Origin of the sequence: Methylophaga sp. UBA3613 (assembly GCF_002375415.1) — a bacterium.
Classification (GTDB): domain Bacteria; phylum Pseudomonadota; class Gammaproteobacteria; order Nitrosococcales; family Methylophagaceae; genus Methylophaga.
Window position 1 is genome coordinate 68,253 of sequence record NZ_DFLS01000013.1, and the last position, 13,757, is coordinate 82,009.

A 13,757-nucleotide genomic window follows, 5' to 3' on the forward strand; every position below is an offset into this window, starting at 1 on the left:
GCTGCATCAGGGTAATTTGAAACCAGAGACTGACTTACGCAGTTCATTTGTCAGTTCAAGCAGTCTGCCGATCGCCGCCGCACTCTCATTGGTACCGGTTGACGTCTGCATGGTGATTTCCTGAATCACACTCATATTTTCTGAAGTCCCAATCGCTGCTGTAGCCTGTTGTTTTGCATTGCTGGAAATATTGTTAATCAGTTCGGCTAATTGCTGAGAAACGGTTTCAATTTGTTCCAGCGAGGCACCGGCATCCTGCGACAGGCGTGCTCCGGAAACCACTTCAGCGGTACTTTGTTCCATGGAACTGATGGCTTCACTGGTGTCACTTTGAATGGTACGTACCAGCGCATCAATCTGGCGAGTGGCACTGCCTGAACGTTCCGCCAGTCGCTGAACCTCATCGGCAACTACCGCAAAACCACGACCGGCTTCACCGGCCATAGCGGCTTGAATCGCCGCATTCAAGGACAGAATATTGGTTTGTTCTGCGATGTCATTGATTAGTTCAACGATTTCACCGATTTGCTGCGAACTTTCTCCCAGACGTTTCATCCGCTTGGATGTTTCCTGAATCTGTTCGCGAATGGTGTCCATTCCATGAATAGCCTTTTTCACCGCACCATTACCTTGTACGGCAAGACTTACCGATTGTTTCGCAACTTCAGAAGACTGTGTGGCGTTTTCAGACACCAGTTCGATAGAAGCTGCCATTTGGGTAATGGCCGAGCTGACTTCGGAAATCTGTTGCGCCTGATGTTCACTGGCATCGGTAAGATGTAAGGCCGTAGCCTGGGTTTCCTGTGCTGCAGAAGCAACCTGTAAGGTAGTTGAGTTGATTTGGGCTACCAGGCTGCGTAATGCATCGATAGTGTAGTTCACGGAATCGGCTATCGCACCGGTAATGTCTTCCGTGACGGTCGCGGTGACGGTCAGATCACCATCGGCCAGATCGCCCATTTCATCCAGCAGGCGCAAAATCGCATCCTGGTTATGGCGGTTCTGTAACTCCATTTCATCCATGGATTGTTTGATTTTACGCAATGGTTGATACGCCACCATCAACGCGAATATCACCGCCAAAATGACGCTAAGACCACTGACTGCAGCTGTTACCAGTGGATCGGGATAAACCAGAACATATTGTCCGGACACCAATAACCAGATACCGGCGAGCGTCAAGCCACTGAAAAGAATTATCAAGATAAGGTAAAACAGATTTTTGCCGCTAAGCAGCGAAGAAAAAAACAGTTTACTGGTGGCATTCATAGGGCATGTCCTGAAATAAAATCGTTAAGCGGCTGCATTCAAAAATTTTGGGTCTTCAGCCAGTTTAAGCAGGCTGAATACGTGCCAATAGGTTTCTTGCTGGTAAAGTCGACCCTGCAGATACGGTTTAAGATGTAAGTGCTGTCTTGCATCTGCCGGTTCAGGTTGGCGTTGGAAATGTTTTAGACCGAAAACCTCATCCACTATCAATCCAGTGAAAAACTCAGGATGGTTCAAAACAATAACGCGTTTGCGTTTATCCGGTGGGCTAGAGCTACCATGCAAAAACAGGTTCAAATCGATTAGCGGTAAAAGATCGCCACGCAGGCTGGTTATGCCAACGACCCAGGGCTGTGATTTAGGAACAGGGGTAATCTGTAGTGGTAGCGGGAAAACTTCTCGGGACTGGCTGAGGGGAATAAGCAGATGTAAATTTTCCAGACGGAAGCCGATAGCTGTCCAGGCGCCCTCCATATTATCCTGCTGCGATAAGCCCGCCATACGCTGTTGACTGCGTCGCTCAATATCCTTAAGGGTGGCAATGATATCTGCCGGGTTGTCCATCGTGGTCATGCTGAGATTTCCACTAATTCGTTAATCTGTACTATCAGGTCATTCTCGGCGACGGGTTTTCCAAGATAGCCCCGGGCGCCTTGTCGCATGCCCCACATACGATCAGTTTCCTGATGTTTGGAGGACACAATAACAATTGGAATATGCGATGTGGCGGCGTCTTTCGTTAATCTGCGAGTCGCCTGGAAACCATTTAAACCGGGCATAACCACATCCATCAAAATTAATTGAGGCATTTGAGATTGCGCCATTGCAACTGCCTGCTCACCATCTGTGGCCACAATCACTTCATGACCATTTTTTTCCAACATTTTCTGTAACACATACACTTCAGTTGGCGAGTCATCGGCTATTAAGATTAAAGCCATATAAACCTAAGCGTCCTTGTTTTTGTCGAACAAATGCGTCCGTATCGCATCCAGTAAATCATCGCGGGTAAAAGGTTTTGTCAGATACTGTTCTGCGCCAACAACCCGCCCCTTTGCGCGGTCAAACAATCCATCCTTGCTGGATAGCATTACCACCGGAATATCGCGGTATTTAGGATTGTTTTTCACTAAGGCACAGGTTTGATAGCCATCCAGACGCGGCATCATGATATCGATAAAGATGATATCGGGATGCTGCCCACTGATTATAGGCAACGCCTCAAAACCATTGTCCGCGGTAAGAACCTCACAACCTGCTTTCTGCAGCAGGGATTCGGCACTGCGGCGAATCGTTTTGCTGTCATCGATGACCATCACCTTAAGGCCTGAAAATTCTGATAAAGTCTCACTCACGGTCATTTGTACCTACAGCCTGAAACATTCGATTAAAATCAGCCTTGAAGATAACCCATTTTTGATCGTCAGGCTAGTGACTACTTTCGATGTTAAGGTCTGTTATTCCCTCATTTATAAACGCATGGCAGAGTATGTATGACTTGAAATATCCGATCTGTGTCCCATATCACAGTAACTAGGCTCTGTTAATCTTTCATTGACACCACTGTCGGCGATGAGAGATAAACAGACTCTAACCCCGTCATCCTCATTTTTATTGATTCAGAGAGTTCATCATGACATCAGCCGTACCGCACCTTACTACTGCCCTGAACGGGCCTTTACTGGAACTGGAAGCGCATTTACTGGAGCGGCAGGCCGATGTCGAGTGCTGGTTGCGAGAGCAATGGCTAAAAACGCCGGCGCCTTTTTATGCTTCGGTAGATTTGCGAAACTCCGGTTTTAAACTGGCGCCCGTTGATACCAATTTATTTCCTGCAGGCTTTAATAACCTGAATCCTTCTTTTATGCCGCTATGTGTGCAGGCTGCACAGGCAGCTGTTGAAAGACTTTGTCCCAAAGCCCGGCGGGTATTGATTATTGCGGAAAACCACACACGAAATCTTTTTTATCTTGAAAGTGTAGAAACCTTAAGGGATATTTTCGAAAAAGCCGGTCTGGAAGCACGTATTGCCAGTTTGCGCGATGATATTAAGGAACCGATAACGGTTGAGCTTCCTTCGGGCAAAATCTGTGAAATTTCACCATTAGAGCGTCAGGGTAATCGAGTTGCCATTGGCGATTTCTCTCCCTGTCTGGTGTTAATGAATAATGATATGTCAGGCGGGCAACCAGCGATTCTGGAAAATCTGGAACAGGAGCTGGCACCACCATTGAAAGCCGGCTGGTCAACCCGTAAAAAGTCAGATCATTTTACCCACTATGCGATGGTGGCCCATGCATTTGCTGAACAGATTGGCATTGATCCATGGCTGGTTTCACCACTGAGTCTGCAATGTGGTGAAGTCAATTTCATGGAACGTAATGGCATGGAATGTCTGGCACGTAACGTCAATACACTGCTAACCGCTATACAGAACAAATACGATCAATACGGCATAGACAGAGAGCCGTTTGTGGTTCTTAAGGCCGATTCAGGTACCTATGGAATGGGCATTATGATGGTGAAAAGTGCAGACGAATTATTGAACCTGAACCGTAAACAGCGTACCAAGATGTCCTCAGCCAAAGAGGGGCTGGTGGTGGATAACGTGTTGATTCAGGAAGGAGTCTATACTTTCGAAACGCTGGGAGAGGATGAAGCGGTTGCTGAGCCGGTAATTTATATGATGGATCACTTTGTTATCGGCGGATTTTATCGTGTGCACACCGGGCGAGGCGTGGATGAGAACCTCAATGCTCCAGGTATGCATTTCGAACCGTTGGCGTTTGCCCAATCCTGTATTACACCGGATAAATTTGACAAACCTGATGCAGAACCTAATCGCTTTTATGCTTACGGTGTGATTGCCCGGCTGGCCCTGCTCGCCGCTGCAAGAGAACTGGCATAGGCGTTATGCCAATGCCAGTTTAGTCTCAGGAGTTATGTTCGCTTAAATAGGCGATAGTCATAGTCTGGTTATGCAACAGGCTGTGACTATCATCTTCTCCGGAGCAGATTTCGCCATTAGAGTAAAAACCGGTAATGCCAGTTTGCATCCCCAGCAGACGCTGCACCGCATAGACTTCATCTGAAACCTGATCTTCCATCACCAATTTGCGTCCAACACAACTGACACAGATGGCTAATGCCTTATCGTTAATATCCACTTTCTTCAATAAAATCTGTCTCGCGGCCTCACTGGCACCAGCAACCAGTTGATCGTGATCAGATTTGAGAAAACGGACGGTTGAGCCTTCAGCAATGTTGCCGGCAAAAGTCATGCTGTTCTCTTTTTCGTTAATCGACAGCAATGTTCGAATCACATTGACGTTTTTATCATCCATGATGGCAAACGGAAAATTCAGACCCGAAGAGGGCAATTCGCTGGCGTAGTAGCCGATATACATTTTGTAAAGTGGCAAGGCGGGTTTATTGTCCATTTCATAAACCACATTTTTGATGGCTTTGGTAATGCGTCGAGGTGGCCCATAAGGTTTCCAGCCTCCCAGTGCTCCACTGGTTACAATGGCATCTTTACCGTATATGCCGACGGCAATCACAATGCGATCCTTGATTTGATCATTATTCAGTAAAAGGGTCTTGGTAAATTTGGCATCGTCGCCAGCCAGTCCGCCGGTAATCGGGGTATTAGGGAGTACTTCCTGCAGACCTTCCACCAGTTCCGAGCCGTTTACGTTCAGACCGTCACTGAGGACAAACACGCCTTTCAAATCTGGCGCGACTAATTCGTTGGCTATCTGCGCACCTAATGCATGTGATTGCTCCATGCTGTTCACCGGTTTACAGATAAAGCGTAGCTCGCTTTTCTGCCATTGCATGGCTGTGATGTGCACGCTATCATCGAACACGCCGTCACCGGTAATTTCACCGGAGGTGGTGCAGCCGATAATCTGCGCTTTGGGATAGCGTTTCTGTAATTGACTGGCGAAGTTACGTTCGCTAAAACGGTTAACCGAGCCGAAGACCAGGACCCAGTTTGCATCACTCAACGCCGATGTTGAGGAGAGTTTGTTCAAACCGGTTTTGGTAGGTAAATGTTCCTGTACAAACTTCATTTTAGTAGGCCCAACATCCTGAATTTTAAATGAATCATTAGCATCCTTGTTATGCGTGTTCAAAAAACATCAGCCGATACTACATCAGATTGTCGAATACTGGGAGTAGCTTAATCCAAAATGTGAACTGATTTGCACAAATCTGGCACATAAAAAAGCCCTGAGCACCTATCCTGCGTCAGGGCTTTCGAGTTCATTGTAAAAAGCTTAACCAGCCAATTTTTGTTTGAGGATCTCGTTGACCTGAGCGGGATTGGCTTTGCCTTTTGAGGCTTTCATCACCTGTCCTACAAAAAAGCCGAATAACTGCTCTTTACCGTCACGATATTGCTGTAACTGTTCCGGATTAGCAGCAATCACTTCATCAATCATCGCTTCGATGGCACCAATATCGGTGACCTGCTTCAGACCTTTGGATTCGATGACCGCATCGGCGTCAGCGCCTTCCCCATTCCAGATGGCTTCAAATACTTGTTTGGCAATTTTGCCAGAGATGGTGTTGTCCTGAATACGTAATAAAACGCTGCCAAGCTGTTCAGCAGATACTGGAGATTCGGTGACTTCCAGACCAGCTTTATTCAGCGCGCCGGACAGAGTACCGGTTACCCAGTTGGCGCATTGTTTAGGATCTTTATTTCCTGTCGCCGCCAGCACCGCTTCAAAATAATCGGCCAGTTCACGACTGCTGGTCAGCACGCTGGCGTCATATTTGGATAAGCCCATTTCACTGATCAGACGATCACGTTTTTCATTTGGCAATTCGGGCAACGTAGCACGGACCTGTTCCAGCAGTCCTTCATCAAGTACCACAGGTAATAAGTCCGGATCTGGGAAGTAACGGTAGTCGTTAGCTTCTTCTTTGCTGCGCATGGAGCGGGTTTCATTTTTATCGGCGTCATACAGACGGGTTTCCTGAACGACTGTACCACCAGATTCGATCACATCAATCTGCCGCTCAATTTCGATATTGATAGCGCGCTCAACATTGCGGAATGAATTAATGTTTTTCAGTTCAGCGCGGGTGCCGAATTTTTCCTGACCTTTGGGGCGAATGGATACGTTGGCATCACAACGGAAAGAACCTTCCTGCATATTGCCGTCACAGATTTCCAGATAACGCACCAGAGAATGAATTTTTCTCATATAGGCCACAGCTTCTTTAGCGCTGCGCATATCCGGCTCGGAAACAATTTCCAGTAATGGTGTACCAGCACGATTCAAATCGATACCGGTCTGACCATGAAAATCCTCGTGCAGGGACTTACCGGCATCTTCTTCAAGGTGGGCGCGGGTAATGCCGACAATTTTCTCGCTGCCGTCTTCCATTTCAATGCTGATTTGACCTTTGCCAACGATTGGCAATTCAAACTGGCTGATTTGGTAGCCTTTAGGTAAATCAGGATAAAAATAGTTTTTGCGGGCAAAAACTGAGCGGTCAGCAATTTCAGCATCAACGGCAAGGCCGAATTTAACGGCCATGCGCACTGCTTCTTTGTTTAACACCGGCAATACACCCGGTAAACCCAGATCAACGGCACACGCCTGAGTGTTTGGCGCCGCGCCGTAAGCAGTCGCTGCTCCGGAGAAAATTTTTGATTTGGTTGCAAGCTGGGCGTGGATCTCTAACCCGATAACAACTTCCCATTCCATAATTGACGGCCTGAATTTAAGTGATTAAAACCCCGAATTGTAGCAATTATTCACGCAGACTGAGGATTTTCCAGTCACGTTGTCGCGCAACTTCGGCCAGTTTGTCGTCAGGATCCACGGCGATTGGTGTATCGACCTGCTCCAGCAACGGCAGATCATTATGCGAATCGCTATAAAAATAACTTCCTGCAAGATCCTGCTGATGTTCATCCAACCAATGTTGCAGACGTTCTACCTTACCGTGCTGGAATGACGGTACGCCGAAAACTTTTCCGGTATAGCGTCCATCCAGCATTTCAGGATCAGTCGCAATCAGATTGTCGATTTTCAATAGTTCTGCAATAGGTGTCGTTAAAAAACTATTGGTTGCGGTGATGATTAACAACGTATCGCCTTGCTGGCGGTGTTGTTCAATCAACTCAAGGCCTTTTGGCAGAATAATCGGCAGGATTTTCTGTTGCAGATAATCTGCACGCCATGCCAACAGATCTTTCATGCTGTTTTTAGCCAGAGGCTCAAACACAAATTGCAGGAAAGCATTTATATCGAGTTGCCCCGACTGATAGTCGTTATAAAAGGCCAGATTGGTGTCGTGATAACTCTGCGGATCCACTATGGCATTTTCCGCCAAATAGCGCCCCCACAAATAATCACTGTCACCGCCGAGTAAGGTATTGTCTAAATCAAATATTGCTAAAGCCATTGTAACTGGTCATGTCCCGATAAAATGAGCGCCTATTGTAAGACAAAATGCGTTGCATCCTCATGTCTCATTCACTAATCTAAACCTATTAAATAAATTATTGTGCCGGCGGCCATTGCTTACCGTTGCCCCGGTGAGAGATTGAACCGTGATAGACAAAGATGGCTTCAGAGCCAATGTGGGGATAATCCTCTGCAATGATCTCAACCAGGTGTTGTGGGCGCAACGTGCTCAGCATGACTCATGGCAGTTTCCCCAGGGCGGCATAAAAATCAACGAGACACCGGAACAGGCTGCTTTCCGTGAACTTACGGAAGAGATTGGTCTGGGCCGTGAGCATGTTGAGTTGATTGCAACCACGCGGGGCTGGCTGCGTTATCGGCTACCGAAGCGTTATCTGCGCTACGGTAACAAGCCTTTATGTATCGGACAGAAGCAACGCTGGTTTCTGATGCGCTTTACCGGTGATGAAACCGATGTGCGGCTGGATCTGCATGAAAAACCAGAGTTTGATGACTGGCGCTGGGTAGATTACTGGACTCCGGTTGAGGAAATTGTGTTTTTTAAACGCCGAGTATATGAAAAAGCCCTGCATGAATTCGCGCCGCTGTTATTTCCAGAGTATCGCAAACGCGCCGGCAACCGCGATTGATCATCTGGCTAAACCAGTTGTTTACGAAAGACACTGGAATTCCGCTGATAGTTATACAGAGCCTGTTTTTGCATCGGTAAATCACTGATTGCAGACGGCTGAAAGCCATGCTCGATAAACCAGTGTGCTGTTTGTGTGGTGAGTACATACAACGTGTCCCAACCGGCGGCTTTGGCTTGTTTTTCCAGAATATTTAATAACTGTTTGCCGCGACCCTGATGGCGGTAATCAGATGATATTGCCATACAGGCCAGTTCAGCCGCATTGTTTTCCGGGTAGGGGTATAACGCCGCACAGGCAACGACAGTGCCGTCGCGCTCCATCACGGTGAAATGGTCAATTTCCCGTTCCAGCAATTCCCGTGAGCGTTTGACTAATACACCGCTTTGTTCAAGCGGTTGCATAAGTTCCAGAATACCGCCAACGTCATCAATATTTGCCTGACGGGTCGTTTCAAAAGACGTCGCACTGATCAATGTGCCGACCCCGTCCCGGCTGAACAATTCCTGCAACAAAGCCCCATCAACAGAACGATCCAGTAAATGGACCCTGCTAACACCAGCTTTACAGGCGGTAACGGCAGCATTAAGCGAAGGATGCTCATAATCCCTGGCTTGTTGGATGGTTATTTCGCGCGGTAAATTTTCATTACTCTGACCAATAAAAATAAGTTTGTCAGCCTGTAACCGGGTAGCCACTGCGGTTGCGATTGATTCCGCTGATAAGTTAAAGATCTCACCGGTTAATGAATATCCCAAAGGCGGTAGCAATACCAGATTGCCACTGGTCAATTGCTGTTGAATACCTTCGGCATCAATTCTTCTGACTTCACCGGTATGTCCCAGATCAATCCCATCAATAATGCCAGCAGGTCTCGCGGTAACCAGATTTCCACTGACACAGCGAATCCGTGAATCAGCCATTGGGGTATGTGGCAGACCAAAAGAAAGTTTTGATTCAATGGCAATACGCAAGTCACCCACTACGGCCCGGGCAATTTGCAAGCTGGCATCATCAGTAATTCTTAAGCCTTGATGATATTTCACTGCTACACCAAGCTTTTCACATTTCGCTTCAATTTGTGGCCGGGCACCGAATACCAAAACCAGTCGGATATCCAGACTATTGAGAATGGCCAGATCATGAATCAGATGATCAAAATTATCGGCTGCGACCGTTTCGCCATCAAAAGCGATAACAAAAGTCGCGCCACTGTGGGCATGAATATAGGGCGCAGCCGCTCTGAACCACGAGGTTGTGGTCGCGAAATGGGCGTCAGCAGGTTGTTGTGATGATGAATTCATAGTGTCTTTTTATCGTAGTCTCACCACGCTTGCCAAGTTGCGTGTAAAATCTCGTGGTTAAACTGATGTAGTTCCGCTGTGGCAGAGCGTCCGTCAGTCTCAATTTCAGTTGGAGAGTATTAATGCCTGAATATCGTTCAAAAACTTCTACTGCTGGCCGTAATATGGCGGGCGCCCGTGCTTTATGGCGAGCTACGGGCATGAAGGATGATGATTTCAGCAAGCCTATTATAGCGATTGCGAACTCATTCACACAGTTTGTTCCGGGTCATGTGCATCTGAAAGATCTGGGGCAGTTAGTCGCGCGTGAAATCGAACGGGTCGGCGGTGTTGCGAAAGAATTCAACACCATTGCGGTCGATGACGGTATCGCCATGGGGCATAGTGGCATGCTTTACAGTCTGCCCTCGCGTGAAATAATCGCCGACTCTGTTGAATATATGGTTAACGCGCATTGTGCTGATGCGCTGGTGTGTATCTCCAACTGCGACAAGATTACTCCCGGCATGCTGATGGCAGCATTACGCTTGAACATTCCGGTAGTGTTTGTTTCCGGTGGCCCGATGGAAGCCGGTAAAACCAAATTGGCCGGGCAGGATGTCAAGCTTGATCTGGTCGATGCCATGGTGCAGGCGGCAGATGACAATGTCAGTGATGAAGATGTTGCTCAGGTAGAACGCAGTGCATGTCCAACCTGTGGTTCGTGCTCGGGTATGTTTACAGCCAACTCAATGAACTGTTTGACAGAAGCGCTTGGTTTGTCATTGCCGGGAAACGGTTCCTTACTGGCGACACATGCGGATCGCCGCGAACTGTTTCTGGAAGCAGGTCGTCGTATCGTCGATCTGGCAAAACGTTATTACGAAAATGATGAAGAAGATGTCTTACCCCGGGCGATTGCCAGCAAAGCGGCATTCGAAAATGCGATTGCTTTAGATATCGCGATGGGCGGATCAACCAACACCGTTCTACATTTACTGGCTGCTGCGCATGAGGGTGAAGTGGATTTCACCATGGCGGATATCGATCGGATGTCCCGCAAGATCCCGAATCTTTGCAAGGTAGCCCCGGCTACCAATAAATATCATATGGAAGACGTGCATCGTGCCGGTGGTGTTATTGGCATTTTGTCTGAACTGGCTGCTGGTGGATTGTTACATACCGAAGTACCAACAGTGCACAGCAAAACGATGGCCGAAGGGCTGGCTTTGTGGGATGTAGCACGCAGTGATCACCAGCCTGCGCAATTACGTTATCTGGCCGGTCCTGCCGGAATACCAACGCAGACCGCATTTAGTCAGGACTGCCGCTGGCCTTCTCTGGATCTGGATCGTGAAGAGGGCTGTATACGCGATGTTGAGCATGCCTACAGCAAAGACGGTGGCTTAGCAGTGTTGTTTGGCAATCTGGCCGAAGAGGGATGTATCGTCAAAACTGCTGGTGTGGATGAGTCGATACTGAAATTCTCTGGTCCGGCGCGTATTTTTGAATCGCAGGATCATGCAGTGACCGCCATTCTGACTGAACAGGTTCAGGCTGGTGATGTTGTGCTGATTCGCTATGAAGGGCCGAAAGGCGGACCGGGTATGCAGGAAATGCTTTACCCGACCAGCTATCTCAAATCCAAAGGACTTGGCAAACTCTGTGCATTGCTGACCGATGGCCGATTCTCCGGTGGTACCTCCGGTTTATCTATTGGCCATGCTTCCCCAGAAGCGGCAGAAGGTGGCAATATTGGTCTGGTCGAAGAGGGCGATATGATTCACATTGATATCCCTAATCGCAGCATCAATGTTGACTTAACCGATGCCCAGCTGGCGGAAAGACGTATCGCGATGGAACAACGTGGTGAGATGGCATGGAAACCGGTTAACCGTGAACGTAAAGTCAGCCTTGCATTGCAGGCCTATGCCGCTTTGACGACCTCTGCTGCCAAAGGCGCGGTACGTGATGTGGAGCAGTTGAAACGCCGCTGAGGATTTAAGATATTAACCACAGAGACACAGAGGGCACAGAGGTTTAAAAAATATATCCGCAGATTACGCAGATTAATTAGCCGTTTTTCTTAATGTTTATTATGTCTTTCAGAGATTAGACAACTGACAAGCAAATCCTTAAAGGGCCGGTTAGAAATAATATTTATGTATCAGCAAGCTAATAGCTTGCTGATACATATTAAGAATCGGCGAAAATCTGCGTAATCTGCGGATAAAATAACCACATACTCCCGAAAGCTTTCTCTGTGCCCTCTGTGCCTCTGTGGTTATTTTGTGGTTTTGAAATCAAATCTGCTGGGCATAGAGTTTCTGATAAATGCCGTGTTCCTGAATCAGGCTGTCGTGATCGCCATCGGCAATGATTTCACCACCATCAAACACCACAATACGATCGGCTTGCCGAACAGCACTTAAGCGATGAGCAATGATGATGGTGGTGCGGTTTTTCAGATAATCCGCCAAGGCGATATGCAGATGATGCTCGGTATTGCTGTCCAGCGCTGAAGTAGCCTCATCGAGCACCACCACACTGGGATTCATTAATGCCATTCTGGCGACGGCAAGGCGTTGGCGTTGGCCGCCGGAGAGCTTAACGCCGGAACGGCCAACCAGTGTATCCAGTCCTTTTGGCATGGCCTGAATGACATCCTCAATCTGCGCGGTTTTTATCGCCTGCCAGATTGCTGCATCGGGATAATCACGTCCCAGTGTAATGTTTTCCCGCACCGAGTCATTAAACAATGCAGGATGTTGTAATACGGTTGCGACATGCTCGCGGACCCCTTCCAGCCCTATCTCGCTGACCGGCACATCATTGAAATACACCATGCCTTTATCGGCCGGATACAAGCCTAATAACACATTGACCAGCGTGGATTTACCGGCACCACTGGCGCCCACCAGAGCCACTTTTTCACCGGCTTTGATTTCCAGCGAAACACCGCTGAGTACCGGATTATTTTCGTCATAACTGAAATGCAGATTTTCAATGCGGATACTGCTGGCCTGGCCTTCGATAAACGGATTGGTTTTGGCCGGATAAACAACTTCCTGTTTTAACGAAAACAATTTGTTTAGACGAGAAACCGCGGCACCCGCAGCATAAAAGGCATATTGGATATTCAACACTTCCTGTACCGGTCCCATCATGAACCACAGATAGCCAAACACGGCAAACATCTGACCGATACTCAAATCGGAAAACACCACCATCCACATGCTTACCGCGCGAAATATATCAAACCCAAACAGGAATATGACAAAAGAAATACGATTGGCGGCATCGCTTTTCCAAGCATAGTCAGTGGCATGGGTGCGGACTCCGCGAGCCCGATCGATAACTCGCAGAAAATAATGTTTTTCTCGGTTGGCGGCACGGATCTGCTGAATGGCATCTAGCGTTTCAGTCAGGCTCTGCTGAAAAACCTCAACCGCCGTATTTTCATTTTTTTTCAGATTTTTGACGTGTTTCCCCACACGCATGGTGAAATAAATCACCAGGGGATTCATAAACAGAATCAATAAAGCCAGTTGCCAGTGCAGAAACAGCAGGATCACGGCGGTGCCGATAATACTCAGCACTGCAACGATAAACCGGCTTATGGTATTGCCAATAAAATTATCAATCACCTCAATATCGGTGACAAAATGCGAGGATATGCCACCACTGCCACGGGTTTCATATTCACTGATGGCGATTTTTCCCAGCCGTTTGATCAGTTGACGGCGAATTCGAAAGGTAATGCGTTTGGCAATGATGGTGAAATAGCGTGACTGCAATACATTTAAAACCAATGAGGCCAAACGTAATACCAGCGTAAGAATTAACATGGCGCTGATAAAGAGAATTGGACCGTGCAAGTGCTCGGGCGTAAACGAAGAGATAAACGCCACGGCGGTACCGGGTTGGTCCAGTAAGACTTCATCCACCATGATCGGTAACAATAAGGGCACAGGAACTGCACAGAGAGTGGCAAACAGCGCGATCAGGTTGGCTTTAATCAGATGCTTTTTATAACTCAACGCCTGTTTGAGTATGCCTTTAAGCTGATAGCTGGTTTCTGTGCTCATGGATGTTAGTCAATTCAGTTAGGGTCTATAGGCAGC

At 47.7% G+C, this 13,757-nt stretch carries 12 protein-coding genes; 3 read left to right on the top strand and 9 right to left on the bottom strand.

Annotated features, from left to right (window positions below):
• Positions 1–6: 6 nt before the first annotated feature.
• From B3S93_RS14585 to pilG, 4 genes are read right to left on the bottom strand one after another with little or no spacing between them, the layout of a single operon-like run.
• Positions 7–1,269: a methyl-accepting chemotaxis protein gene (locus tag B3S93_RS14585; protein ID WP_292358210.1), complete on the bottom strand. Its 1,263-nt coding sequence runs from the start codon at positions 1,267–1,269 to the stop codon at positions 7–9.
• 24 nt (positions 1,270–1,293) lie between these two features.
• Positions 1,294–1,842, bottom strand: a complete 549-nt coding sequence (locus tag B3S93_RS14590; RefSeq protein WP_292358208.1) for a chemotaxis protein CheW — start codon at positions 1,840–1,842, stop codon at positions 1,294–1,296.
• Positions 1,839–2,210 carry a twitching motility response regulator PilH gene (pilH, locus tag B3S93_RS14595; protein ID WP_292358206.1) on the bottom strand — a complete coding sequence of 124 codons (372 nt, stop codon included), beginning with the start codon at positions 2,208–2,210 and terminating at the stop codon, positions 1,839–1,841. Before pilH ends, B3S93_RS14590 begins: the two co-directional genes overlap by 4 nt.
• A gap of 6 nt (positions 2,211–2,216) precedes the next feature.
• Positions 2,217–2,624, bottom strand: coding sequence for a twitching motility response regulator PilG (gene pilG, locus B3S93_RS14600; RefSeq protein WP_292358204.1), 408 nt, complete (start codon positions 2,622–2,624; stop codon positions 2,217–2,219).
• A gap of 278 nt (positions 2,625–2,902) precedes the next feature.
• Here pilG and gshA point away from each other — a divergent pair, with 278 nt between their 5' ends.
• The gene (gshA, locus tag B3S93_RS14605; RefSeq protein ID WP_292358202.1) at positions 2,903–4,177 is read left to right on the top strand and encodes a glutamate--cysteine ligase; all 1,275 of its coding nucleotides are present in this window, start codon (positions 2,903–2,905) and stop codon (positions 4,175–4,177) included.
• A 25-nt stretch (positions 4,178–4,202) separates the two neighbouring features.
• On the opposite strand, the gene B3S93_RS14610 is transcribed toward gshA, so the two are convergent.
• From B3S93_RS14610 to B3S93_RS14620, 3 genes are all read right to left on the bottom strand, one after another.
• Positions 4,203–5,345 carry an FIST signal transduction protein gene (locus B3S93_RS14610; protein ID WP_292402935.1) on the bottom strand — a complete coding sequence of 381 codons (1,143 nt, stop codon included), beginning with the start codon at positions 5,343–5,345 and terminating at the stop codon, positions 4,203–4,205.
• 207 nt (positions 5,346–5,552) lie between these two features.
• On the bottom strand, positions 5,553–6,995 hold the full coding sequence (gene gatB, locus B3S93_RS14615; protein ID WP_292402938.1) for an Asp-tRNA(Asn)/Glu-tRNA(Gln) amidotransferase subunit GatB: 1,443 nt from the start codon (positions 6,993–6,995) through the stop codon (positions 5,553–5,555).
• 46 nt (positions 6,996–7,041) lie between these two features.
• On the bottom strand, positions 7,042–7,698 hold the full coding sequence (locus B3S93_RS14620; protein WP_292358197.1) for an HAD family hydrolase: 657 nt from the start codon (positions 7,696–7,698) through the stop codon (positions 7,042–7,044).
• Between the two features lie 148 nt (positions 7,699–7,846).
• On the opposite strand from B3S93_RS14620, the gene B3S93_RS14625 reads away from it, so the two are divergent.
• Complete coding sequence (locus B3S93_RS14625; RefSeq protein WP_292358195.1) at positions 7,847–8,350, top strand: RNA pyrophosphohydrolase; 504 nt, start codon at positions 7,847–7,849, stop codon at positions 8,348–8,350.
• 8 nt (positions 8,351–8,358) lie between these two features.
• Here the strand turns inward: B3S93_RS14625 and argA are convergent, their stop codons facing one another.
• Positions 8,359–9,654, bottom strand: a complete 1,296-nt coding sequence (argA, locus tag B3S93_RS14630) for an amino-acid N-acetyltransferase (protein WP_292358193.1) — start codon at positions 9,652–9,654, stop codon at positions 8,359–8,361.
• Positions 9,655–9,776: 122 nt separating this feature from the next.
• Between argA and ilvD the strand changes: the two genes are divergently transcribed.
• Positions 9,777–11,630: a dihydroxy-acid dehydratase gene (gene ilvD, locus B3S93_RS14635; protein WP_292402941.1), complete on the top strand. Its 1,854-nt coding sequence runs from the start codon at positions 9,777–9,779 to the stop codon at positions 11,628–11,630.
• A 306-nt stretch (positions 11,631–11,936) separates the two neighbouring features.
• Here the strand turns inward: ilvD and B3S93_RS14640 are convergent, their stop codons facing one another.
• The gene (locus B3S93_RS14640) at positions 11,937–13,721 is read right to left on the bottom strand and encodes an ABC transporter ATP-binding protein (RefSeq protein WP_292402944.1); all 1,785 of its coding nucleotides are present in this window, start codon (positions 13,719–13,721) and stop codon (positions 11,937–11,939) included.
• Positions 13,722–13,757: the final 36 nt, after the last annotated feature.